Origin of the sequence: Sorangium sp. So ce385 (assembly GCF_051474135.1) — a bacterium.
Classification (GTDB): domain Bacteria; phylum Myxococcota_A; class Polyangia; order Polyangiales; family Polyangiaceae; genus Sorangium; species Sorangium cellulosum_D.
Window position 1 is genome coordinate 1,943,774 of the sequence record NZ_CP150337.1, and the last position, 23,984, is coordinate 1,967,757.

Genomic DNA, 23,984 nt, shown 5'->3' on the forward strand with positions numbered 1-23,984 from the left:
CGCCTGAGGATTGATCACATCTTCCCCATAGTTTGGCGGGAAATCTCGGCCGCGGCATTCCAGCCGGCTTCCAACGTCAACAAGGTTTGCATGCCTCGCGCAAGCGTCTGCCATCCGGGCGCACCGTTCTGCTTGAGGTGACCTCCAAGGCCAGCGACGGCATAGAGCGCGTCGCGCACGGTGGCGCCTTCGGTGGGCATCTTCTTGGGCTGAAACTGCCGTAGCAGCGCCGTTTGCGCTGGGTTGAGCACCTCGTCGGCCGGAGCGTTGGGTCGGAGCCGCGACAGCGCGCGCAGCTGCAACATCTGCCAGGCGATCGGGACGAAGAGGGCCAGCGCGTTCGTCAGACTCTCAAAGCTCTCGAGCTGGCGCGTTTCGAAGGAGCAGCCGGTCTTCAGGGCCTTGAAAAACTCCTCGATGAGCCATCGGGCGCGGTAGTGGTCGACCACCGCTGCGATCTGCTCCTTGGTCTGGATCGGCTCGTTGGTGGCCAGCACCCAAGCTACCGGCTCCTGTCCGGCAGGCGCATCGAGCTCCCGCACGACCACGAGGTTTACCCCGAGCTCGTGGGGCATCTGCTCGGACAGGTACGGCGGGCGCCGCAGCGCCAAGCGCGTGGCGCTGATGCCCAACGTCGCCGGCCGAGCGTGGCGGTCGGGATGCGCGCGCCCCTGCCGTGGCGCAGAGCTGGCGCGGCGTTTGGAGAGCGCGACCTCGCGCTCCAGCTTGATGGGCAGCTCGCCCAGCGCCTCGCTCAGTGGCATCAGGCCGATGTCCTCGAGCGGCTCGTCCTGGTCATCCAGCTCCCACACCAGCCGGTCACGCGCAACGCGTACGACGAAGCGCCGGCCTTGTTGGCTCATCGCGCTCAAGAGCGGGTAGGCATCCGCCTCGCGATCCATCACGTGCACCAGCGAGCAGCGACCCTCGACCGTTCGCTCGACCTCCTCCACTTGCCGCGCCCAGCGGGTGGATTCCTTGTCGTCGATGCGCGCGTAGTCGCCGCCGTTCAGCTTTTTCTTGCGCTGCCCGGACCGCGGCGAGCTCGTGCGTGCCCAGCATTCCAGCCCGATCAGACCGAGCGGCAGGTTGACCGCATCCTCGGCCACCGCCAGCGTCGCGTGCGCAAAGAAGCCGCGCGCTTCGCTGCGGCCACGCAGCGGGCCGAGCCCCTTGCGCTCGACCTCGCCGTCGAACTCGAACTCGGTCGTGTCGTGCACCGCACGGACCGTCCTATGCCCGGCCATGCGTTCGACGGTCTGCTCCGCGTGCGCTCTCACGAGCGCACCATACGCGACGCGTTTGTTGCCGAGGAGGCGGTAGAGCCCCTCCAGCTCCGCGTCCGTCTTCATCGCGTCGGGAAGACTATCCCCAGGGGACTCGCTGAGCCGCGTCACGATCCGGCGGACACGCTCGTGAAGGCGAGCATCGCCCAGCTGTACCGCCTGGAACTCATCGGCGATCGACTGTGCCGCCGCTGACAAACCCGAATTTCTCATCTCCTTTCGGACGCTTGGCGCGGACGAAAAGGATCAAGATGTGCGGGATCTTCAGACGCGCACGCGCACGCGCACGCGGAGGCCAGACGAAGGACGAAAGACGAAGGACGAAAGACGAAGGACGGAAGAGGGAAGACGAAGCACGAAAGGAACGAGCCGCTCGGGTCCCTGAGCTGCCTGAGAGGGGATCACCTTTTTCGATCCCATCAAGGGCAGAGACCAACCCCTCGCAGCCAGCGTACGCCGAGGCTCAACGCCCGCTGTAAGCTCCGCCCGGTTCCCCCGTTGCGAGGAGGTGCTCCGCGGCCCGACGCCGCGGCGACCTCACGAGGGCCGCCATGCTGTCCTTCCTCCGCCCGATTGCCGATGCAATGCGTTGTCTTGCGCCCACCGCGCCCCTCCTCGCGTCCCTTGCGCTCCTCCTCCTGGGCTGCGCCCCCCGCCTCGTCCCGTTCACCCACGAGCTCCGCGTCCAGCACGGCCTCTCCGACAGGGACGTGAAGGGCCTCCAGTTCTACGTCTCGCACGAGATCGCGCTGCGCCGCGAGCTCACGGCCGAGAGCTCGCGCATCACGAGCAGCCACACGCTCCTGCTCGTCTCCGGCAAGGTCATCGAGGAGGTCGTCGTCGAGGAGCGCACCCCCGGCGTCGTCGTCGGCGCGCGCGGCGGCGTGCTCTCGGTGAGCTTCGAGCCCGGCACGTCGCTCACGTTCTCCGCAGCCCCCGACCCAGACCCCCCCGCGCCCGCGTCGCCATTCCCCGGGTTCGCGACCCCGCCCGATCCGTTCCCCGGCAACGCCGCGCCGCTCCTCGCGATCCCGAGCGCGGCGGGCGAGGCTGCGACCCTCGGCGGCAACTACTGGCTCGCGGCCGGACCGGGCGGTGAGGTCCGCTACCAGGGCAAGGCGTTCTCGGCGATCGAGGACAGCCTGCGGGCCCACCTCCTCATCGACGCCGACGCGCTCGAGGAGGTCGCCCTGCGCCGCACGGTCCTCCCCGGCGTGCGCCTCTCCGGCCGGTGACTCGTCACGGCGCCGCGAGGTGGTGCTTCATCGCCTCCGTGAGCCAGTCCCACTCCGGCGCCCGCCCCGCCTGGGCGGTCTGTCCGTTCATGATCGCGACGAGCTCCCAGTACCGCGACGCGCGCGGGTCGTGCTTGCGGTACCTGTCGCGCAGCGAGGCGCGGAACGCCTCGTCGGCCGGCTTGCCGGCCGCCGCGGCCAGCCCCGAGACGAACGCCTCGACGATCGGCGCCGCCGCGGCGGACGACGGCGCGACGCCGCGAGCGCCGGCGTCGCGCGCGGCCCGGGCCGCCTCGTCGTTCGCGCGCTTGTAGGCCGCGAGATCGAAGCCCCCGTCCCACGTGCTCGCGGCCGCCGCGCGCATGCCCTCGACGAACGTCGGATCCGACAGGATCCCGGAGAGCTCGATCCACGCGTCGAGCTGCGCGGGCGTGGGCTCGTCCGGCAGCTCCGGCGCGCTCGCCTCGATCATCCCGCGGACCCACTGCTCGTCGATGGGAATCCCGTCCGAAACGCGCGCGAAGAAGCGCTCGACGGTGGCTCTCCTCTGCTCATGCGATAACCGAGTCACGGCGCATAACCTCCCGATTTCCTGCTCGGTAGGCTCCGAGCGCAGCGCGGCGCGGAGCGCGGCGGCCACGCGGCGCAAGGCCGCCATCTGCGCCTCCACCGCGGTGAGGCGCAGCCGGAGCGCGTCGCCCAGCGCCATGTCGCGGGAGAGCACCGCCCGGATCGCCTGCAGCCCCAGCCCCGCCTCGCGCAGGGTGCGGATCAGATCGAGCCGGACGACGTCGCGCTCGGCATAGAGCCGGTAGCCGCTCCGCGACCGCGCCGACGGCGGCAGGAGCCCCTCGTCGGAGTAGAAGCGGAGCGTCTTCACCGGAATCCCCGTCCGGCGCGACAGCGCGCCGATGGTGAGCCGCTCCTTCGCCACGACCCCACCCTGAGGTCTCCAGCGGCTGGAGAGTCAAGCGCCAGCGCCCACCGTCCTCCGCCGGCGCCGCGCCCGCGCCGCCGGCCGCCGTTGCGAAGCCGCGCGCCCTGGGCTTCCATGCCGCCGGCCCCGTGAGCACCCCGCCGCCCCCCAAGCTCCGCGCGCCGCGCACCCCGCGCGCCCGCGCCGAGCTCGTCGCGACCGGCTGGGAGCTGTTCTCGGCCCTCCTGTTCCTCTCCGCCGTCGTCCCCGCGGCCCTCACCACGCCGTGGCCGGCGATCCTCCTGCTCGCCTCGATGGCCCTCTCGGCCGCGCTCTCGGGCGTGCTCGTCCGCCGCGGCGACCGCGGCTTCGCCATCGCCGCGGCGATCCGCACCCTGTCGTGGCCGCTCGCCGTCTCGCCGCTCGCCCTCCTCGGCGCCCCCGCGGCGCCCGCCTCCTGGCCCGGACCGCTCGGGATCGGCCACGCCACGCCGCCGTCGTGGCTCGGCCTCCTGGTCACGGCCGTCGCCTTCGGCGTCATGGCCGGCGGCATGCGCCTCGCCATCTACCGCAGCCTGCTCCACGCCGACGCCGCCGACGGCGGCGCCTCCGAGGCCGCCTCCGCGCGCGCCCTCGCCGCGGCGCTCCGGCCCCGCCTCGCCGAGTCGGCCACGGCCGCCGGCATCGTCGGCGGCCACGTCATGCTGCTCTTCTGCGTCGCGTTCCTCCGCACCCAGAGCCAGGTCGTGTTCCAGGCGTGGTTCGAGGTCGTCCCCCTCCTCGCGCTCTCCGGCACCCTCGGCTTCACCCTCGCCGTACGCCCCGCCACGGGCGCGATCGTCGCCGCCCTCCGGGCCGGCCCGTCCGGCGACCGCGCCCTGCTCGCCCGCGGCCTCGCCCGCGCCGAGCGGCTCCCCGACGTCCTCGCCTCCCTGAACTTCGCGCTCTGGCTCGGGTGCACCGCGATCGGCATCGCCTACGTGCGCCCCGGCGCCACCTTCCGCCCCGGCGCCCCCTTCAGCGCCGCCGACGCGCTCATGCAGCTCGGCTTCGGCGCGCTCTTCGCCTTCGGCGTCTCGTTCTACCAGCGCGCCTGGCACAGGGACTCCGTCGCGCGGGCCGTCGACCTCCTGCGCGCGTGGACCGGCACCCCCGAGCGCGGCGGCGCGCCCCCGACGCCCCTCCGGCGGCGCATGCTCCGCGACTTCGGGCTGCCGCTCCTGTTCACCGGGCTCCTCTCGCTCTTCTCCTCCATCGGCCTCTACCGCGCGCTCGCGACCGGCTCGTCGTTCAACGAGGACTTCAACGCGATCACCGCGCTCTTCGCCTCGTTCTCCCTCCTCGTGCTCGCCGCCCTCGGCGTCGTCGCGCGGGCGGCGCGCGAGCTCTCGCGGCCGATGGCGCAGCTCGCCCGCGCCGCCGACGAGGTCGCGCGCGGCGAGCTCGGCGCCGCCGTGCCGCGGCTGTCCGGGCCGAAGGAGGTCGTGGGCCTCGGCGAGAGCGTCGAGCGCATGCGGCAGGCGCTGTCCCGAACGATCGCCGAGCTCGAGGGCGAGCGCGCCGGCCTCGAGGAGAACGTCGCCGCGCGCACCGCGGAGCTCACGCGCGCCCTCTCCGAGCTGAAGCGGACGCAGGCCGCGCTCATCCAGGGCGAGCGGCTCGCCTCCATCGGCGAGCTCGTCGCCGGCGTCGCGCACGAGATCTATAACCCCCTGAACGCCATCGCCGGCGCCGCCCAGCCGATCGAGGAGCTCGCCGCGGAGCTCCGCGCCGTCCTCGACGCCTACCGCGCCGCCGAGCGCGAGCTCCCGGACGACCGCCGCCGCGCCCTCGAGGCGCTCCGCGAGCAGCTCCAGACCGAGGCGGCGCTCGACGACCTCGTCGGCATCTCCACCCTCGTCCACCGCGCGGTCGAGCGCAGCGTCCGCATCGTCACCAACCTGAAGAGCTTCTCGCGCGTCTCCGGCGAGCCGCTGCCCGTCGACCTGCACGCCGGGCTCGAGGAGACGCTGCTCCTGCTCGGCCCGCGGCTCCGCCAGGCGCGCATCGAGGTGGTCCGGCGCTACGGCGAGCTGCCGCCCGTCACCTGCCGGAGCGGAGAGATCAACCAGGTCTTCATGAACCTCCTCGTCAACGCCATCCAGGCGCTGGAGGAGGCGAGCGCCGCGCCGGCCGCGCCGGCCGGGGCGGAGGAGGCGGAGGGCGCCGGCGGCGCGGCGAAGGGCCCGCCCGGCGCGCCGGTGATCTGCGTCGAGACCTGGGTCGACGAGGACATGGCGGCCGTCGCCATCTCCGACAGCGGCCCCGGCGTGCCGCCCGACCTCGCGCAGCGCATCTTCGATCCGTTCTTCACCACGAAGCCGCGAGGGCAGGGGACCGGCCTCGGGCTCTCCATCTCGACGGACATCGTCCGGCGGCACGGCGGCACGCTCGCCCTCGCCCCCGCGGACGGCCGCGCTGGAGATCTGCGCTGCGGCGCGCCCGCCGGGGCGCGCTTCGTCTGTCGCCTGCCCCTCGATCCTCGCCCGGGGAGCGCCCGCCCGCAAGGCGATGCGCCCCCGCCTGCACGGCCGTCGTCGGACGGCGGACCGGCCCCGCGGACGGCGGAGGCGCGCCCCGCTCCGCGGACAGCGGAGGCTTGAACCAGCGCGCAATCGGCGCCGGTCTCCCACCCCACCTCCACGCGGAGCGCGCTCCAGATTCCTCCGCACCCGACCGCGGCCCCGTAGACCGGCTGTTTCAAACCGGATACGTTCAGCGAGCGATCCGACTCACCGCACAGCGCAATAAGGCCCCTGAGAGACGCGAACGGCTCTCCGGGGAGCGCTGAGGAGAAACGAAGGCACCATGGAGCGCGCGATTCAGCGACCGGCAGGTCCCAAGGCTTCGAGCACCGATCCGTTGATCGGTAAGGTCGTGGCCGGCCGGTACCGGCTCGAGGCACGGCTTGGCGAAGGCGGCATGGGCGTCGTTTACCGCGCCCGTCACGTGCTGATCGACCGGGTCGTCGCCCTGAAGCTCATCCGGCCCGATCTCCGCGGAGAGACCCATCTCCGCGCGTGGATGCTGCGCGAGGCGCGCGCCGCAAACCGCGTTGATCACGCCCACATCATCGATATCCACGACATCGGCGAGACCGAGGAGGGCGAGCTCTACCTCGTCATGGAGTACCTCGTCGGCACGCCGCTCTCGGCGGAGCTCGCGCGCGGCCCGATGCCGATCGCGCGGTCGGTGGACATCCTCGAGCAGATGTGCGCCGCGCTCGCGCGCGCCCACGACCTCGGCGTCGTGCACCGCGATCTCAAGAGCGACAACATCCTGCTCACCCACCGCGGCGGCCGGAAGGACTTCGTCAAGATCCTCGACTTCGGCCTCGCCGCCATCGCGCGCGACCCGCGCCTCGCCCCGAAGGGCGCGGTGTTCGGGACGCCCGAGTACATGTCGCCGGAGCAGGCCCGCGGCGAGGAGGCGACGGCGCAGTCGGACCTCTACGCGCTCGGCGTGCTCTTCTTCGAGATGCTCACCGGGCAGCTCCCCTTCCGCGCGAACGACCGCGACACCCTGCTGGAGATGCAGCGGACCCACGCGCCGCCGCGCCCCCGCTCGATCCGCCCCGACGCGCATTCGCAGGGCGAGGCGATCGTGCTGCGCCTGCTCGAGAAGGACATCCGCAAGCGCTACCGCGACGCCCACCACCTCCAGGAGGAGCTGAAGGCGCTCCAGCGCGGGCTCCCGGCCCACGCGTGGGAGGTCGAGGGCGGGGACGGCGTGCCGGTGCCCCCGCCGCCGCCGCCGCCGCAGAGCGCCGGCGTCATCGAGTGGGCGAGCCGCGCGGCCCTCTTCTCGCGCATGGTCTCCCGCGCCTACCCGTCCGGGCAGGTGCCGCAGGAGGTCCAGAACGGCCTGGCGCAGGCGTGGGACCTCGCCGCGCGCGCCAACAAGCTCGAGGGCGAGGTCGCGAGCCTCACCCGCAAGCTCGAGGCGCTCGAGCGCCGCGGCCGCGCGCTGCGCGCCGAGATCGGCCGCAAGGTCGAGGAGCTCGCGCACGAGGAGTCGCGCGTCATGCGCGAGGCGATGGCCGACGGCGAGGACGTCGAGAAGGTCCGCGTCGAGCTCGCCGCCGCCGAGAAGCTCGCGCTGTCCGCCCGCCAGCTCGCGGACGCGGCGGCCCGCCAGGGCAACCACGATCCGCTCGTCTACGAGCGCGCGGGCGCCGCCGGCGCGACCGCGCAGGCGAAGCGCGAGCAGCTCGGGCGCTACGAGCACAAGAAGAACGCGCGCGAGGCGAACGCGCGCGACCTGCGCCGCCAGATCGACGAGCTCCGCGCCCAGCTCGCCCGCTACGCCGAGGCGCTCGAGGAGGACCTCGCGCAGGGGCGCGAGCGCGTCGCGGCGCGCACGCGCGAGGGGCTCGCCTACGAGAAGTCGTTCAGCGAGGCCTCGAACCTGCTCCTCAGCCACCTCCGCAACAAGCCGGAATGCCGGGACCTCGTGGCGGAGCTCCTCACCTCCCACGCCAGCCCCAACGCGGACTCCGGCTCGGATCAGCGGCTCTCCGGCTCGGACCGGAGGCTGAACAACGCGACCGAGCGCAACTGAACAGGGCTGAACGCGACAATCGGTGAAGGAGCGCGCCAATGCGCGCTCCGCTCCATCCTCCACCGCGATCTCCCCGCGCTCCGCGCCATCCTCCTACGTAATCTCCCTACGTGATCTCCTGACATCGCGGCGCTGACAAGCGCTCTCGTCGTGCGCGCGCATCGCACCCTCTCGACGGCGTCTGCCACACATGGTAGCTAGCGCGCGCCTCGGCGTTCCCGGTCGAGGCGGGGGGCTTGCGAGGAAACTCTCTGGGCGCCCCGCCACCACCGGCCGCTGAGGGACGAGGCTGTGCTGAAGCGTCGGCGTTAGAGCAAGATCCCTCCGGCAGCGCGCCGGTCCTTCCCCTTTACGCAGGCGGCCAACCCCTCGGAACCACGAAGCTGCGGGCGGCGATAGCGCCGTCCCCTGCCTCGGATTTTGCGATGGAGGCACACCGTCCATGAACGTCATCCGGTCTCACAAGGCCTGGCTCGCACCGCTGCTGGCCGGGCTCGCTGCGCTCGCCCTGCTGCTCAGCGGCGGGCTCGCCAGCGCCAGCGAATCTGATCTGGTCCTCCCCGACCTAGGCACCCAGTCGTTCGGTGGCATCGACGGCCGCACGCTCCTCTTCGCGGGCATCGGCGTCTGCGCCCTCGGGTTCGTGTTCGGGCTCGTCATCTTCTCGCAGCTGAACAAGCTCCCCGTGCACCGCGCGATGCGGGAGATCTCGGAGCTCATCTACGAGACCTGCAAGACGTACCTCGTCACGCAGTTCAAGTTCATCCTGGTCCTCGAGGTCCTGATCGGCGCGGTCATGGTCCTCTACTTCGGGGTGCTGCGGCACATGGAGGCCACGAAGGTCGTGGTCATCCTGCTGAGCAGCCTGGTCGGCATCGCCGGCAGCTGCGGCGTCGCGTGGTTCGGCATGCGCATCAACACGTTCGCGAACTCGCGCGCCGCGTTCGCGAGCCTCAAGGGCAAGCCGTTCCCGACGTACGCCATCCCGCTCAAGGCGGGCATGAGCATCGGCGCGGTCCTCATCAGCACCGAGCTCATGCTCATGCTGGTGATCCTGCTCTTCATCCCCGGCGACTACGCCGGTCCGTGCTTCATCGGCTTCGCCATCGGCGAGTCGCTCGGCGCCTCCGCGCTCCGCATCGCGGGCGGCATCTTCACGAAGATCGCCGACATCGGCTCCGACCTCATGAAGATCGTCTTCAACATCAAGGAGGACGACGCGCGCAACCCGGGCGTCATCGCCGACTGCACCGGCGACAACGCCGGCGACTCGGTCGGCCCGAGCGCCGACGGCTTCGAGACCTACGGCGTCACCGGCGTCGCGCTCATCTCGTTCATCCTCCTCGCCGTCCCCGACACGGGCGTCCAGGTCCAGCTGCTCGTCTGGATCTTCGTGATGCGCATCGTGATGGTCCTGGCGAGCATCGGCTCGTACCTGCTCAACGAGGCGATCGCGAAGGCGTCCTACGGCAACGCCGACAAGATGAACTTCGAGGCCCCGCTGACGCGCCTCGTCTGGCTGACCTCGATCGTGTCGGTCGCGCTCACGTACGCCGTCTCGGCGTTCATGATCCCGAACCTCGGCGGCGACACGACGCTCTGGTGGAAGCTGTCGACGATCATCACCTGCGGCACCCTCGCGGGCGCCATCATCCCGGAGATGATCAAGATCTTCACCTCGACCGAGTCGCGCCACGTCCGCGAGGTCGTGACCGCGTCGCGCGAGGGCGGCGCCTCGCTGAACGTGCTGTCGGGCCTGACCGCCGGCAACTTCAGCGCGTACTGGATGGGCCTCGTCCTGGTCGTGCTGATGGGCATCTCGTACTACTTCTCGGCCCAGGGGCTCGAGCGGCTCATGATCGCCGAGAGCGTCTTCGCCTTCGGCCTCGTGGCGTTCGGCTTCCTCGGCATGGGCCCGGTGACCATCGCGGTCGACTCGTACGGCCCGGTGACCGACAACGCGCAGTCGGTCTACGAGCTCTCGCTCATCGAGAACGTCCCGAACGTCGAGGCCGAGCTCAAGAAGGACTTCGGCTTCACCCCGAACTTCGACAAGGCCAAGCACTACCTCGAGGAGAACGACGGCGCGGGCAACACGTTCAAGGCGACGGCGAAGCCGGTGCTCATCGGGACGGCGGTCGTCGGCGCGACGACGCTGATCTTCTCGATCATCGTCGTGCTCACGAACAAGCTGACGACGAACGTGGACAAGCTCTCGCTGCTCCACCCGCCGTTCCTGCTCGGCCTCGTGACGGGCGGCGCGGTCATCTACTGGTTCACCGGCGCGTCGACCCAGGCGGTCTCGACGGGCGCGTACCGCGCGGTCGAGTTCATCAAGGCGAACATCCGCCTCGAGGGCGTGGAGAAGGCCTCGATCACCGACAGCAAGAAGGTCGTCGAGATCTGCACGCAGTACGCGCAGCGGGGGATGTTCAACATCTTCCTCGGCGTCTTCTTCTCGACGCTCGCCTTCGCCTGCCTCGAGCCGTTCTTCTTCATCGGCTACCTCATCAGCATCGCGCTCTTCGGGCTCTACCAGGCGATCTTCATGGCGAACGCCGGCGGCGCCTGGGACAACGCGAAGAAGCTCGTCGAGGTGGAGCTCAAGGAGAAGGGCACGCCGCTCCACGCGGCGACGGTCGTCGGCGACACCGTGGGCGACCCCTTCAAGGACACCTCGTCGGTCGCGATGAACCCCATCATCAAGTTCACGACCCTGTTCGGCCTCCTCGCGGTCGAGCTGGCGATCGAGATCGACCGCACGACGAGCCTCGTGCTCGCGGCCATCTTCTTCGTGCTCTCGACGGTGTTCGTGTACCGCTCCTTCTACGGGATGCGCATCAAGTCGGACGCCGAGAAGACCGCCGCCGTCCGCGCCAACGCCACGGCCTGAGCCGGGCGTCCCTCCTCCCGGGCCCCGCGCCCCCTCTCCCCGCGCGCTGACCTCCCCCGCCGCCCGTCCACGGGCGCGCCGGGGGAGGGTCTTGCACCCAGCGCGGCCGCACTATAGTGACCCCTCATGCGAGCGCTCTGCCCCTCCTGCGGCCTCCATCACGAGGTAGTCCGGGTCCTTGACGACGGGCACGGTGAGCAGCGCAAGGACGTCTACCAGGTCGCGCCGCTCCACGGCTGCGAGCGCACCTGGATCTCCGACAAGGAGCTGCTCGAGGCGCGCGCGCGCTTCGATCAAGACGTCGTCGTTCCCGACGAAGACGACGAGTAGCGCCGCGCCGACGAGGCGCGCGGCGCCTCCGAGGGTGAGCCCGCCCCCCAACGTCCGCCGGGATCTCGCGCTTCGAGCGCCGCGCGGCGGAGCGGGCGCCGCCGCGCCCCGCGAGCCGCGCGATCGCTGACAAGAACTCGTCGCGAGCGTCGCATCGGCGCGCCACGGTGGGCAGGCATCGTCTCCGCCCATTACCCCGCGGAGAAGATGCGATGATGACGAGGCGGACCCTGAGGACGGCGTTGCTCCTGGTGCTCGCGAGCGGCCTTGCCGCGAGCGCGGGCGGTTGTGGTGAGGATGGGAAGCAGGGCCCGCCCGGCAAGGACGGCGCGCCGGGGCTGGATGGAAAGGACGGGCAAGACGGCGAGGACGGCGCGCCGGGCAAGGACGGGGAGGACGGGCAGGACGGGCAGGACGGCGAAGACGGCGCGCCCGGCCAGAACGGCGAGGATGGCGCGCCGGGCGAGGACGGCGCGCCCGGCCAGGACGGCGAGGACGGGGCGCCGGGCCAGGACGGGCCGCCCGGGCCCAAGGGCGAGGACGGCGAGGACGCGGTCCCGTGGACCAGCGCCGCGAGCATCGCGGGCTACGTCAAGGAGCGCGTGGAGATGTTCGCCGCCGGCGCCTTGCCCGCGGGCGAGCAGTTCCCGCTCCACGCGGCCGCGACCGACACCATCCGGACGCTCGCCGGGGTCCGCTCGGACATCGTGGTGACCTGGCGCGATCCGCTGACCTTCAGCGCCGCGCCGGATGCGCCGCGGTTCGGCGCCAACAACGATTACACCGCCTTCTTCGGCGAGGGGTGGTCCGCCGCCGCGGGCAACGCGCCGCAATGGAACGGCTCCGGCAGCGCGGGCTGGCTCTGGGTCAACCACGAGTACGTCTCCGGAAAGAGCCCGACGACCAGCTCCGCGCCGACCGGGCAGCACCTCACGCTGGCGCGGCACCTGAGGAAGCTCGGCGTCCTCGCGAACGACGTCGAGGCGAACGTCTGGGCGCAGGAGGACGTCGACACGTACATCCGCTGGGAGAAGAAGGAGGTCGGCGGCTCCTGGCTCCGCATCGTGCAGGACCCGGCGACCGGCGCGTGGTCGGTGGACCGGAGCGCGCGCGCCGTCCGCTACGACGCGACCAGCAAGACGCTGAGCCGGATCGCGGGGCACGAGCTCTCGGGCCCGGGCAAGGACGACGTGACGGGCGCGCCGCTCCCCGAGGGGATCGTGGCCGGCATCATGGGCGATTGCGCCGGCGGGCAGACGCCCTGGGGCACGGTGATCACCGCCGAGGAGAACGTGCAGGACTACTACGGCGATCTCGAGGCGAGCTGGTCGGGCGACCAGAAGTTCCTCACCGGCCGGGGCTTCGACCCGGGCGCGCCGGTGAGCCCGGCGTTCGAGGCGAGCGCCAGCGCGGAATTCGGGCGCATCTCCGATCCGAACGGCAGGCAGCCCCGCGATCACTACGGGTACCTCACCGAGATCGACCCCGGGAAGCCCGCGGACGAGTACGACGGCAAGACGGCGGCGGGCACGGGCCACAAGAAGTTCGGCTTCATGGGCCGCGCCCGCTGGGAGGCCGCGACGTTCGCCGTCGACGGCGACTGGAAGCTCCTGCCGGGCCAGCCGATCGTGGTCTACGGGACCGACGATCGCCGCGGCGGCCGCATCTACAAGTACGTGACGGCCGGCAGCTACACGGCCGGGATGACGCGGGCGGAGATCCGCGGGCTGCTCGACGAGGGCAAGCTCTATGCGGCGCACCTCGCGGGGCTCGACAACACGACCGGCAACACGCTGCTCGCGACCGGCGCTGCCCCGACCGAGGCGGCCCCCGGCGAGGGGCAGTGGATCGAGCTCTCGGTGGACAGCGCCGCCGTCGCGCCGAACGCGGCCGCGCTCGGCGACGCGACGAGGACCGTCGGCGCCGCGCTGCGCGACGCGAGCTGGAACGGCCTCGGCGGCTTCGCGACCGATTACGACGTGTGGCGCGCGCTGTTCACCGCGAGCAACAAGGTCGGGATCATGGAGCTGAACCGGCCCGAGGACATCGAGTGGAACCCGCGGGACCCGAGCGGCACGCCGCGGGTCTACGTGGCGTTCACCAACCACACGGGGCAGACGGCGCTCGATCAGGGGGGCAAGCTCCACGATCCGGCCACGCACGCGACGACGTCCCCGAAGCGCGCGGACGCCGTGGGCTCGATCTTCGCCCTGGAGGAGGCCGATCCTGCGCACCCGGGCGCGTCGGTCTCGTTCCGGTACTTCGAGGTGTGGCACGGCGCCAAGACGCAGGGCGACTTCGACGCCTCCTGCCCGGACAACCTGCTCCTCGACCGCGAGGGCGGCGTGTGGTTCGGCACGGACGGCAACTTCGGGGTCGCCTCCCACGCGGACGCGTTCTACTACCTCGATCTCGACCCGGCCCACCGCGAGGGCCAGCCGGGCGTGACCCAGGCGAGCTTCGGCAAGGCGTTCCGCGTGGTGGCCCTGCCGAGCGACGCGGAGGCGACCGGCCCGTCGTTCGCGCCCGACATGGGCACGATCTTCATGTCCGTGCAGCACCCCGGCGAGAACGCCTACAGCACCTGGCCGAAGGGCGACGGCGCGCTGTCGAGCGTGATCGCGGTCACCTTCCTGCCGGAGTGATCTCCGTGGGTGCTCGCCGCGAACGCCCGCTGTCCGTGCCCCTGGCCCTCGCGGCGATCGCCGCCGTCCTCGCCGCGGCCGCGCGCTGCGGCGGGGGCGGCTACGATCCGCTCGCCACCGCGGCGGCGCGCGCCGGGCACGCGGGCAACCCGGAGGCGTCGATCCCGCCGATGTGTTACGCGGCGACGGCCGGGGGCGCGAACGGCTGCTGGACGTGCCACACGATCGGGCGCGGCCCGAACACGCTCGCCGATCACGACCTCCAGCGCGCGTACAGCTTCTCGGACGCGGCGCGGAAGAACCCCTGGACCAACCTGCTCGAGGACCTCTCGGCGTCCGCCGCCCGGGTGAGCGACGCGGAGATCCTCGAGTACATCCGGGAGGACAACTACGCGCCGCTGCGGAAGGCGCTCGCCGCGCGCCCGGATTACCCGGGTTACGTGCCGGATCTCGACCTCGAGGCCGGCTTCGACGACGAGGGCTTCGCGCGCGACGGGAGCGGCTTCCGGGCGGTGCGGTACAAGCCGTTCCCGGGGAGCTTCTGGCCCACGAACGGCAGCGCCGGCGACGTGTTCCTCCGGCTGCCGGCCGCGTTTCGCGAGGACGCCTCCGGCGCGCCGTCGCGCGAGGTCTACAAGCTGAACCTCGCGCTGCTCGAGGCGGCGATCGCGTCGCCGTCGCCGCTTCCCGTGGGGGGCGCGGCGCCGCCCGCGGAGGCGCCCGCCGGGCGGGAGGTCGAGCCGGTGAGCGAGCTGCTCGCCGGCTTCGATCTCGACGGCGACGGCGCGCTCGAGCCGGCGGTGACGCGCGTCGTTCGGCTGCCCGCGCGGTACGCCGGCGGGGCGGCCGGCGTCCCGGTTCGCGCGTGGCTCTACCCGCGCGGGGCGGAGCTCTTGCACTCGGTGCGGTACCTCGATCCGGATCGCCCGACGCTGCTGTCGGCGCGGATGAAGGAGCTGCGCTATGCGCGCAAGGTCGAGGCGCCGGACGACTGGGCGATCGCGCGCGCGTACGAGCGCGAGGCGGAGGAGAAGGCGGAGGGGCAGCCGCCGTTCCACGCCGGCGGGCCCGAGGTCGGCCTTCGGAACGCGTTCGGCTGGCAGATCCAGGCGTTCATCGAGGACGAGCAGGGCCGGCTGCGGCTGCAGACGGCGGAGGAGCACCGCGCGTGCATGGGCTGCCATGGCGCCGTGGGCGTCACGGTGGACCACACCTTCTCGCTGGCGCGCAAGGTGCCCGGCGCCGCCGGCTGGCGGCACCAGGACCTGCGCGGGATGCCGGACGTGCCGCAGGCCGGCCACGCGGAGCCGGAGGTGCTGACCTACCTGCGCCGCGCGGGCGGGGCGGACGACTACCGCGGGAACGCGGAGATGCTCGCGCGCTTCTTCCCTGGCGGCGCGCTCGACGAGGCGGAGGTGCGGCGCGGCGCGCCCGGCGGCGATCGCGATCTCGCGTACCTCGTCGCGCCGTCGCGCGAGCGGGCGCTCCTGCTCGACAAGGCCTACCGCGCGCTGGTCCGGGCGCAGCGCTTCGAGGCGGGGCGCGACGTCCTGCTCGGGCCCGCGACGGGGATCCTGCGCGTGGTGGAGGTCGAGTCGACGGGGCTCGCGGAGGCGGAGCGCGTGTACCTCGACGGGCGGGCGCACCTCGCCTGGTGATGGCGAGCGTTTCGCCTGCCGCCTCTCGTCATCTCGTCTTCCGTCTTCCGTCTCCCGTCTCCCGTCTCTCGTCTCCCGTCTCCCGTCTTCCGTCTCCCGTCCTCGTCTCGCGTGCGCGTGCGCGTGCGCGTGCGCGTACTCGCTCCTCCGGCTTGCTTTGAGCTTCCCGAGCCCGTCCTTTCTCTCGACCGCAGGCTCCCTGGCGACTCGCAGACGTGATTCTTCGCGTATTTCGCGCACGCGCACGCGCACGCGCACGGAAGACGGGAGAGGAGAGACGGAAGAGGGAAGAGGGAAGAGGCAAGGGGGAAGACGGGAGACGGGAGACGGGAGACGAGAAACGAAACCCACCAAATCGCGACGGTGAACACCTGCGGCCTCATCTCCGCCCCATCGATTTATCTGCTGGAGATCGTTGATCTTTCCCCTCCTCACCCCACCTCCGGCGGGCGCTCCCACGCCGGCGCGCTAAGGTGGCGCCCCTTCTTCGCCCCCGGTGACCCCGTGAACCCCGCTTCCTCCCCGCTCGCCGCCGACAGCGCGCGGTCCGAGCTGCGCGTGCTCGCGCGCCTCGCGCTGCCGATCGCGGTAGCGCAGGCGGGGCTCGTCGCGATGTCGCTCGTCGACGTGGCGATCGTGGGGCGCGTCTCGGTCAACGAGCTCGCCGTCTGCGCCATGGGCAGGACGATCGTCCACATGTCGAACGCGCTCGGGGTCGGCGTCTCGGCCGCGGTCGAGCCGCTCGCGTCGCAGGCGATCGGCGCCGGCCGACCGGGGCAGGCCTGGGCGGCGCTGCTCGCGACCCTGCGCGCGAGCCTGCTCGTCAGCGTCGTCGCGTTCGGGGCCGCCCTCGCCGTCACCCTCGCGCTCGCGCCCATGGGCGTCGACCCCGCGCTGGTCCCGGGCGTGCGCCGGTACATCCTCGGCCACGCCCTGTGGATCTTCCTGTGGCCCGTCTTCCTCGCCAGCAAGAGCTTCCTCCAGGCCCACGGCGCGACGCGGCCCGCGCTCGTCGGCGTGATCGCGGCGAACCTCGTCAACGTCGTGGCCTGCAACCTGATGGTCCGCGGCGACGAGGCGCTGCGCTGGGTGGGCCTGCCGCCGATCGGCTTGCCGCAGCTCGGCGCGCTCGGCGCGGGGCTCGCCGCGAGCCTCGCCACCGCCGTGCTCTCGTCGATCGTGCTCTGGTCCGCGCGGCGCCGCCGCGGGCCGTCCAGGGAGGAGGGGGCCGTCGTGCCGGTCGCGGTGATCTACCGGCTCGGCATCCCGATCGGGCTGCAGCTGCTCGCCGAGATCGGCGTGTTCGGGATGACGGCGCTGCTCGCCGGCCGGCTCGGCGCCACCGTCGTCTCGGCGCACCAGGTCGCGATCGGGCTCGCCGCCTTCGCGTTCATGGGCGCGGCCGGCGTCGGCGGGGCAACCGCCGTCCGCGTGGGGCACGCCGTCGGCGCGGGCCGATCGCCGCTGCGCCCCGGCCTGCTCGGCCTCCTGCTCGGCGCCGGCGTCATGTGCGTGAGCGCCTCGACGTACGCCGCGTTCCCCCGCGCCCTCATCAGCGCGTTCACCCCGGACGCGCAGGTCATCGCCATCGGCGTCCCGCTGCTCCGCATCGCGGCGCTCTTCCAGCTCTTCGACGGCATCCAGGTGGTCGCCGCCGGGGCGCTGCGCGGCGCGGGCGACGTGCGGTTCCCCTTCTTGACCAACCTCGTGGCCCACTGGGCCTTCGGCCTGCCGCTGTCGATCGGGCTCGCCTTCGGGCTCGACCTCGGCGTCCGCGGCCTCTGGTTCGGGCTCACCGCGGGGCTCATCGCCGTCGCGGGGGTGCTCTCGATGCGCTTCGTCCGGCTGGCCCGCGGGCCGGTGGCGCGGGCGCTGCCGCACGCCGGGTGACGCGCGCTCAGTTCGGCGCGCCCGGAGCGCGGGGCGCCGGCGCCTCGGGCGAGGGGCCCGGCTGGGCCGCGAGCGGCGCCGCCGGCGCGAGCGGCCCCGGCGCCTCGGGCGGCTGGTCGGCGAGCGGCCGGTTCTGCCCGTCGACGCGGAGCACGCGCGGCGCGTGCCGCCGCGCCTCGGCCTCGTCCATGTCCGCGAACGTGGCGATGATGACGAGATCGCCGGGTTGATTGAGGTGCGCCGCGGCGCCGTTGATGCACACGACGCCGGAGCCGCGCGCCCCCGCGAGCGCGTAGGTCGTCAGCCGGGAGCCGCGCGTCACGTTCCAGATGTCGACCGCCTCGTAGGGCAGGATGTCGGCGGCCTCCAGGAGGTCCACGTCGATCGTGACGCTGCCCTCGTAGTGCAGATCCGCGTGGGTCACGGTCGCGCGGTGGATCTTGCTCTTGAACATCCGTCGATTCATGCGTGCTGACCTCTGCTCCTCCCTGCTCGGGCCGGCGCCGCGCGCGCGCAGTTGACCGCGCACCGCGCGCCGCCGGTCCGCGAGCGAGGCACGCGCGGTCACGAGCTCCGCGAGGGCCGCCGGGAAGGACAGCCTTTCTCCTTAGTCCAAGTGGCGGTCAGTCAAGGAACAATCGCTGCCGGAGGAGCCGGCCGCCCGCGAGCTGGACGGCGGCCTGGTCGGGCGGCGCCTCGACGTCGTCGACGTCGACCGCCGGCGACCCGGGCTGGCCGATCACGAAGACGAGCTCGCACGGGCCCGCCGCGGCGTCCCTGAAGAGCGCCTCGCGCGTGCCCGACACGCGCGCGCCGCCGCTGCCGTCGAGCTCGATGTGGACGGGCCACGGGCGCGCCTCCCCGCCCTGCACCAGGAAGGCCCTCACGGCGACCGGCGAGGGCACGCGCGCGTCGGGCGAGAGCGCGATCGTGATCCGGGTGCCCCGGCCGACGCGGCGCGGGACGCTCGGATCGCGATCGCCCTGCTGCGGGCCGTCGCCGAGGGTCGTCGCGATCGTGTAGTCGGGGAGCGGGGCGGCGCCGGGCGCGAACGGCGCAGGGCGCAGCGCGAGCAGCGACACGAGCGCCGCCGACACGACCCAGCCGGCCACGCCCACGGCGGTCCGCACCCGCGCCCCGATCTTCGCCCGAGGAGCGCTCCGCCGCTCGACGACCAGCTCGGGGACCAGCGGCTCCGGGCGCGGCGCCAGGGCGCCGGCGTCCGCCCCGTCCGGCGCGCGCTGGGCCGGCGGCGCCGGCGCCGGGCTCGGGCGCGCGTCGCGGGGCGGCTCCGAGGGCCCAGGGGGCACCGATTCGCCGCCGATCGCGCGGCAGACGGGCGCATCCGTGGTGGACGGCGAGCTCGTCCCGCTGAGCGAGTCGGCGTCGGCGCCGAGCGGCGGCGCGTCCGGCACGTCGCCCGGCTCGTCCGCGTCGCCGTCCCACTCGTGGGGGCTCCGGAAGCGGATCCCGGACTTCCGGTCGACCATCGGGCGCGAGAGCGACGGCGGCGCGGGCGCGTCGCCGCGCGTGTCCCGAGGCTGGCCGCGCGTGTCCCGCAGCTGGGCGATGAGCTGGTCGGAGAGCCGGGCGCGGGTCTCGTCGTCGAGGGGCACCCGCGCCCCGCGCTCCTCGCGCCCCGCGCCCGAGGTGGACGGCGCGGCGCCCGCGGGCTGCGAGGCGTCTGCGGTCTCCGCGGCGTCCGCGGCGTCTCGCTGGGCGCTCCGCGCGTCGTCCGGGCGCGCCTCCTCGCCGAGCTTCCGCCGGCGCGGATCGCCCGGCGGATCCTGCTGCGCGATGCGCTTCAAGGTGCGCAGCAGCTCGTCGTCGTCCATCAGCCGCTCCCCGCGTCGCGCCGCGCTGTACGGCGCTCGGGCGGCCGGCACCGGCGCAGCAGCGCGGGTGCGACACGAGGAGCCGGGAAGGGGAGGCGCTGCTCGCCGGACGCCAGGGGGGGCTCCCCGTTGCTCCGATTCGCCTCGTGGATCAGCGCGAGCGGACGCTCAGGCATCTGATTCCCTTCCCCTGGGGATCGAAGAGCCCCAGTTTGCCATCGACGTTATCCGGTCCGCGCGGCGCCCGTCAATGGAGCAGACGGGCGCCGCGGCGCTTCTCGCGCTTCTCGCGCTGCGCGCGTTGGTCGCGTCGGTTGCGCCGCTCGCGTCGGTCGCGTCGGTCGCGTCGGTCGCGTCGGTTGCGCCGCTCGCGTCAGTCGCGTCGGTCGCGCCGCTTGCGCCGTTCGCGCGATCCGCGTTGGTTGCCCATCCGGCGCGCGCCGCGCGCCGCGCGTTCGTTGCGCCGTTCGCGTCCCACGCGCCTCCTGCTGCGCTCGCTGCAGCCGGCGCGCGAGAACGTGTTGCAACCGGCGATGAGATTTTCTCACGAGAGCGTCTACTTTTTCTCGCCGCTCGCGCTGCTCGCGCCCGTCGCCTCGCCCGTCAAGATCCGCACGGTGTCGCCGGCAATCTCCAGCGCCGCTGGCTTTCCGCCGTAGTGCGCGGCCATGCCGACGTCGATCCGCCAGACCTTGTCGCCGCAGGCCGAGGTGATGCCGTTCTTCTGGACCGTGTGGCCGACGACCATGCGCTTCGCGGACATGGCCGCGAGGGTCTGGTCGAGCGCCGCGCACGGGCTCGAGCCCGGGGTCGGCGCCGGATCGGTGGAGTAGAGGCGCGCCCACACGGGGCTGTCCTCGGCCGCGATCACGGCCGGCGCGGACGGGCTCTTCCCCTCCATCCACGCGCGCACCTCGCGGTTGATCCGCGCGATCCCGTAGCGCGTGTGCGACGGGAGCACGCCGCCGTGCGCGAAGACGGTGTCGCCGACGGCGATGATCACCTCGCGCGCCGCGAGCTTCTTGGCGTAGACGCCGCCGGGGAAGAACGCGGCGGCGCGGGCGCGCGCGGGGGGCGGCACGGGCGCGAGGCGCGGCGACGAGGCGTCGAGCCCGGGCACGTCCTCGAAGTCCTTGAAGCCGCCCTCGGTGACGTAGCGGAAGTCCAGCTGGACGTTCATGACCTCGTGGTTGCCGTTCAGCGCGTACACGGCGCCGCCGGCCGCGCGCGCCTCGACGGCGAGGCGGTCGAACAGGTCGACGATCGCCTGCTCGCCGTCGCCGCGGTCGATCTCGTCGCCCGTCTGGACGAGCACGAGCTTGCCGCCGATCCAGCGATCCGAGCCGTCGATCGCGCCCGCGATCCGCAGGGCCGCGCGCGTGGCCGCGAGGTCGCCGTGGACGTCGCCGATGGCCACCACGCGCTCGGCGGCCGGGTAGGCGTACGAGCGATCGGCGTCGGGCGGCGCCGCGGGCGAGGCGGCGGCGCGGGCGGGCGCGGCCGAGGTGGCGGCGGGCGCGGGCCGCTGCGCCGTCGAGGCGGGGCGATCGGCGTCGCAGCCCGCGGCGAGCAGCGCGGCGAGCAGCGCGGAGAAGCAGGGAGCGGCTGACATCGGACGCGGTCCTCCGGGGGGATGAGCGTTATGTACTACGCGGGGGGTGGGCGCGCCGCGGCGAGGGCGCGCCCGCAGCGGCTCGCCGCGCGGCGGCGCGCCGCCCGGCGCGGTCAGGCCGGGAGCTTGGCGGAGAGGAACGATTTCAGCTTGATCAGGTTCTTCGCGTCGCGGCTGAAGGTCGGGGCGGTGTAGCTCGAGGCCCAGCCGGCGATCTCGTTCATGAACGAGGCGCGGACCTGCTCGTCGCCGAGGATGTCGTCCACGGTCCGGCCGCGCGCGGCGCCCTTCTCCAGCGAGCGCACGTAGCCCTTGAGCCGCGCGTAGTCGCCGCCGAGCAGCTCGGCGATGAGATCCGCGTCGCGCGCGAGCCGCGCGAGGGCCGGCGCCTGGTCGCGCAGCTCCTGGCTCTCGGCCGCGGCGAAGGAGGCCGCGACGCGCAGCACGAAGGCGTCGTCGAGGAAGCCGAGATCCTCGATGCCGTCCGGGATGAGGTCGAGCGACTTGAAGAGGTAGTTCAGGCCGGCCGCGAGCGAGCGGCGCGCCGCCTCCGGGCTGTCCGGCGAGGCGAGCAGGCCGGCCAGGTCCGTGGCGTCGGAGGCGAGGCTGCGCAGCCACTCGGGGAACGTGTCGAGACAGCGGTCGTCGAGATCGGTCATGGGATCCTCCCGGCGGGAGCGGGAGGGTAGTCCGACCGGCGCGGCGCCGTCCATGCCGTCCATGCGGACGACGCCGCGCGGCGCCTGCAGGCGCTCGGCGCGCGGCCGCCGTGAGGCCGCCGGCCATGAGGGGCACGCCCCGCCTCGTGGCGCTCCGTCGAGGACGGGACGCCGAGCTCGTGCTCTTCAGGATCGCCCGGTGAGCCAGGCTCGCGCCAGCGCTTCAGAGGAACGCGTTCCAGCCAGTACCGACCTTCTGCGGACCGGTCCAGTCGACGGCCCCCGTCTGCCAGCCGTTGTGGCGATACCAGTGGAGATCCCCGTTCGGCAGGACGCCGTAGATGACGCCGCGCCCGCCGGAGAAGACGTGCGCGAACGCGTTCCAGACCGTGCCGACCCTCTGCGGGCCGGTCCAGTCGACGGCCCCCGTCTGCCAGCCGTTGTGGCGATACCAGTGGAGATCCCCGTTCGGGAGGATGCCGTAGACGACGCCGCGCCCGCCGGAGAAGACGTGCGTGAACGCGTTCCAGCCATTGCCGACCTTCTGCGGACCGGTCCAGTCGACGGCCCCCGTCTGCCAGCCGTTGTGGCGATACCAGTGGAGATCCCCGTTCGGGAGGACGCCATAGATGACGCCGCGCCCTGCGGAGAAGACGCGCGTGAACCCGTTCCAGCCGGTCCCGACCCGCTGCGCGTCGGCCCAGTCGACGGTCCCGGTTTGCCAGCCGTTGTGGCGATGCCAGCGGAGGTCCCCGTTCGGCAGGATGCCGTAGATCACGCCGTTTTCTCCCGGAAACACGCGCGTGAACGAGCTCCAGCCGGTACCGACGCCCTGCGGGCCGGCCCAGCTCGCCTTCCCCTCTTGCCACCCTCGGTGGAGATACCACTGGAGGCTCCCGTTCTGCCGGGTGCCATAGATGACGCCGTTGCCAGCGGAGAACACGCTCTCCTGGGCGGCGGCGTCCTGGATCGCAGCGAGGGACAAGAGCCCCGCGGCTGCAGCGACCGCCCTGATGAATGCCCTTCGTATCATCGCTTCCCCCCTCGTCTCTCATGAGCTCGGCGCCCCGTCGCGCGCGCTCCGTCCCCGGATCTCATGAAGCCGCATGGCGCGGCGGGAAGCCTCGGTGGTCGGCGCCTGGTCGCAAAGCTGCGGGCGCGAACCGGCGGCCGAGGTGACGGCGAGGATCGGGAACCTGGGCAGCACCGGGCGAGCCGGGAGCCTGGGCGACGCGTGGCGTGGGGGACCGGCGGCGAAGGATCGCCTCCCTGCGCGGAGGCGAGCGCGGCGCGCGCTGGATCAGCCGCCCGTCGCCCCGACCCGCCCCGTGACGCTCGCGCTCGCGCGCACGCTCACCTGGATGCGCACCGACGCGCTCGTCGAGGCCTCGGCCGCGCCGGCGACGCACGCGAGCGCGCGCGCGCCCGCGTCGCCCACGATCCGCGGCAGCGCGGCGCCGACCTGGACCACCGTCTGGGCGTCGCCGAGGAGCCTGCGCCCGAGCGCCACCTCGGCGTGCAGCAGCGCCGGCAGGTTCGCCTGCAGCGTCGCCGCGAGCCGCGCCGCCATCTCGGCGCCGTACGACGCGCGCACCTGGACGAGCGCCGGCGTGCACGCGGCGTAGACGTCGGCGTGCGCGCGGCAGCTCGCCTCGCACTCGGCGTCGGCGCTCGGGGGCCGCACCATCCCGGCGCACTGCGGCGCCTGCCAGGTGCCCTCGCACCGCGCGTGGCAGGTCGCGTCGCAGCCGCCGTCGCACTCGCCGTTGCACAGCCCCACGCAGCGCCCCTGCGCGTCGTAGGCGGAGCACTGCCCCCGGCACTGCCCCGTGCAGCGCCCCTCGCACCGCCCCGCGCAGCGGCCCTGGCAGTAGCCGGAGAGCCGCGCGGGCTCGCACTGCGCCACGATCTGCCCCGGATCCAGCTGGACGTCGCACGCGCCGCTGCAGCGCGCCCCGGCCTGGGCGTTCGCCTGGCAGGCCGGCGGCGTCACCGCCACCTGCACCCCGGCGCCCTGGCGCAGGATGGCGTCGATCGCCGCCGAGACCGGGCCGCAGGCGCCGCTCGCCTGGCCCCCCGCCTCGTCGCGCGGCGCCATCTGCGCGGGCGGGATCCCGAGGTCCGCGCCGATCCGGCGGCAGGCGTCGGCCACCTGCGCCTCGATCGCGGCGGACACGGCGCCCATGTCCTTGGCCGCCTGCACGAACGTCCGCACCTTGGCGTTCGCCCGCGCGTCCGCGGAGAACTGGGCGCCGAGGACGTCGCCCGGCCCGCGCAGCTCGGGGCAGACGGCCTCGCCGACGCCCTCGATGTGGCCGAGCTCCGCGCAGCTCAGGCCCGGGATGCACGCCACGACCGCGAGGGCGAGGAGCCCGCGCAGCGACCGAGCGACTTCCGTGCGCATGCGTGCCCTTACCACGATCGCA

16 protein-coding genes and 1 pseudogene are annotated in these 23,984 nt (G+C 73.2%); 9 read left to right on the forward strand and 8 right to left on the reverse strand.

Features of this window, described 5'->3' with window-relative positions; genetic code table 11:
- Nucleotides 1-14 precede the first annotated feature (14 nt).
- Entirely contained in the window at nucleotides 15-1,484 is a 1,470-nt protein-coding gene (locus tag WME83_RS07150) for an IS4 family transposase (protein ID WP_437314353.1), read from the reverse strand.
- A gap of 386 nt (nucleotides 1,485-1,870) precedes the next feature.
- Between WME83_RS07150 and WME83_RS07155 the strand changes: the two genes are divergently transcribed.
- A complete protein-coding gene (locus WME83_RS07155; protein ID WP_437318501.1) occupies nucleotides 1,871-2,521 on the forward strand; it encodes a DNA-directed RNA polymerase in 651 nt (216 codons plus the stop codon).
- A 4-nt stretch (nucleotides 2,522-2,525) separates the two neighbouring features.
- Here WME83_RS07155 and WME83_RS07160 read toward each other — a convergent pair whose 3' ends face one another.
- Entirely contained in the window at nucleotides 2,526-3,455 is a 930-nt protein-coding gene (locus WME83_RS07160) for a MerR family transcriptional regulator (RefSeq protein WP_437318502.1), read from the reverse strand.
- Nucleotides 3,456-3,586: 131 nt separating this feature from the next.
- Here WME83_RS07160 and WME83_RS07165 point away from each other — a divergent pair, with 131 nt between their 5' ends.
- The 8 genes and pseudogenes from WME83_RS07165 to WME83_RS07200 all read left to right on the forward strand — a co-directional run bounded on the left by WME83_RS07165 (nucleotide 3,587) and on the right by WME83_RS07200 (nucleotide 17,452).
- Complete coding sequence (locus WME83_RS07165) at nucleotides 3,587-6,079, forward strand: ATP-binding protein (RefSeq protein ID WP_437318503.1); 2,493 nt, start codon at nucleotides 3,587-3,589, stop codon at nucleotides 6,077-6,079.
- A gap of 205 nt (nucleotides 6,080-6,284) precedes the next feature.
- Nucleotides 6,285-8,036, forward strand: coding sequence for a serine/threonine-protein kinase (locus WME83_RS07170; RefSeq protein ID WP_080682014.1), 1,752 nt, complete (start codon nucleotides 6,285-6,287; stop codon nucleotides 8,034-8,036).
- 442 nt (nucleotides 8,037-8,478) lie between these two features.
- Complete coding sequence (locus WME83_RS07175) at nucleotides 8,479-10,929, forward strand: sodium-translocating pyrophosphatase (RefSeq protein ID WP_437318504.1); 2,451 nt, start codon at nucleotides 8,479-8,481, stop codon at nucleotides 10,927-10,929.
- Nucleotides 10,930-11,055: 126 nt separating this feature from the next.
- Nucleotides 11,056-11,259, forward strand: a complete 204-nt coding sequence (locus WME83_RS07180) for a hypothetical protein (RefSeq protein ID WP_020733385.1) — start codon at nucleotides 11,056-11,058, stop codon at nucleotides 11,257-11,259.
- Between the two features lie 212 nt (nucleotides 11,260-11,471).
- Nucleotides 11,472-13,904, forward strand: a complete 2,433-nt coding sequence (locus tag WME83_RS07185; protein ID WP_437318505.1) for an alkaline phosphatase PhoX — start codon at nucleotides 11,472-11,474, stop codon at nucleotides 13,902-13,904.
- A gap of 35 nt (nucleotides 13,905-13,939) precedes the next feature.
- A complete protein-coding gene (locus tag WME83_RS07190; RefSeq protein ID WP_437318506.1) occupies nucleotides 13,940-15,562 on the forward strand; it encodes a hypothetical protein in 1,623 nt (540 codons plus the stop codon).
- Between the two features lie 19 nt (nucleotides 15,563-15,581).
- Nucleotides 15,582-15,662: pseudogene (locus tag WME83_RS07195) on the forward strand (hypothetical protein); the annotation flags it as partial.
- Between the two features lie 404 nt (nucleotides 15,663-16,066).
- Entirely contained in the window at nucleotides 16,067-17,452 is a 1,386-nt protein-coding gene (locus tag WME83_RS07200; protein ID WP_437318507.1) for an MATE family efflux transporter, read from the forward strand.
- A 7-nt stretch (nucleotides 17,453-17,459) separates the two neighbouring features.
- On the opposite strand, the gene panD is transcribed toward WME83_RS07200, so the two are convergent.
- From panD to WME83_RS07230, 6 genes are all read right to left on the reverse strand, one after another.
- A complete protein-coding gene (gene panD / locus WME83_RS07205) occupies nucleotides 17,460-17,918 on the reverse strand; it encodes an aspartate 1-decarboxylase (RefSeq protein WP_437318508.1) in 459 nt (152 codons plus the stop codon).
- A 157-nt stretch (nucleotides 17,919-18,075) separates the two neighbouring features.
- Complete coding sequence (locus WME83_RS07210) at nucleotides 18,076-19,287, reverse strand: hypothetical protein (RefSeq protein WP_437318509.1); 1,212 nt, start codon at nucleotides 19,285-19,287, stop codon at nucleotides 18,076-18,078.
- Nucleotides 19,288-19,843: 556 nt separating this feature from the next.
- The gene (locus WME83_RS07215; protein WP_437318510.1) at nucleotides 19,844-20,899 is read right to left on the reverse strand and encodes a metallophosphoesterase; all 1,056 of its coding nucleotides are present in this window, start codon (nucleotides 20,897-20,899) and stop codon (nucleotides 19,844-19,846) included.
- Between the two features lie 113 nt (nucleotides 20,900-21,012).
- Complete coding sequence (locus WME83_RS07220) at nucleotides 21,013-21,558, reverse strand: DUF1232 domain-containing protein (RefSeq protein WP_437318511.1); 546 nt, start codon at nucleotides 21,556-21,558, stop codon at nucleotides 21,013-21,015.
- A 223-nt stretch (nucleotides 21,559-21,781) separates the two neighbouring features.
- Entirely contained in the window at nucleotides 21,782-22,591 is an 810-nt protein-coding gene (locus tag WME83_RS07225; RefSeq protein WP_437318512.1) for a tachylectin-related carbohydrate-binding protein, read from the reverse strand.
- A 267-nt stretch (nucleotides 22,592-22,858) separates the two neighbouring features.
- Nucleotides 22,859-23,962 carry a hypothetical protein gene (locus WME83_RS07230; RefSeq protein WP_437318513.1) on the reverse strand — a complete coding sequence of 368 codons (1,104 nt, stop codon included), beginning with the start codon at nucleotides 23,960-23,962 and terminating at the stop codon, nucleotides 22,859-22,861.
- Nucleotides 23,963-23,984 lie beyond the last annotated feature (22 nt).

Coding starts and splice junctions, on each gene's coding strand:
- WME83_RS07170 (WP_080682014.1), top strand. CDS start 6,285: ATGGAGCGCGCGATTCAGCGACCGGCAGGTCCCAAGGCTTCGAGCACC.
- WME83_RS07220 (WP_437318511.1), bottom strand. CDS start 21,558: ATGACCGATCTCGACGACCGCTGTCTCGACACGTTCCCCGAGTGGCTG.
- panD (WP_437318508.1), bottom strand. CDS start 17,918: ATGAATCGACGGATGTTCAAGAGCAAGATCCACCGCGCGACCGTGACC.
- WME83_RS07230 (WP_437318513.1), bottom strand. CDS start 23,962: ATGCGCACGGAAGTCGCTCGGTCGCTGCGCGGGCTCCTCGCCCTCGCG.
- WME83_RS07175 (WP_437318504.1), top strand. CDS start 8,479: ATGAACGTCATCCGGTCTCACAAGGCCTGGCTCGCACCGCTGCTGGCC.
- WME83_RS07155 (WP_437318501.1), top strand. CDS start 1,871: ATGCGTTGTCTTGCGCCCACCGCGCCCCTCCTCGCGTCCCTTGCGCTC.
- WME83_RS07215 (WP_437318510.1), bottom strand. CDS start 20,899: ATGTCAGCCGCTCCCTGCTTCTCCGCGCTGCTCGCCGCGCTGCTCGCC.
- WME83_RS07185 (WP_437318505.1), top strand. CDS start 11,472: ATGATGACGAGGCGGACCCTGAGGACGGCGTTGCTCCTGGTGCTCGCG.
- WME83_RS07210 (WP_437318509.1), bottom strand. CDS start 19,287: ATGGACGACGACGAGCTGCTGCGCACCTTGAAGCGCATCGCGCAGCAG.
- WME83_RS07225 (WP_437318512.1), bottom strand. CDS start 22,591: ATGATACGAAGGGCATTCATCAGGGCGGTCGCTGCAGCCGCGGGGCTC.
- WME83_RS07180 (WP_020733385.1), top strand. CDS start 11,056: ATGCGAGCGCTCTGCCCCTCCTGCGGCCTCCATCACGAGGTAGTCCGG.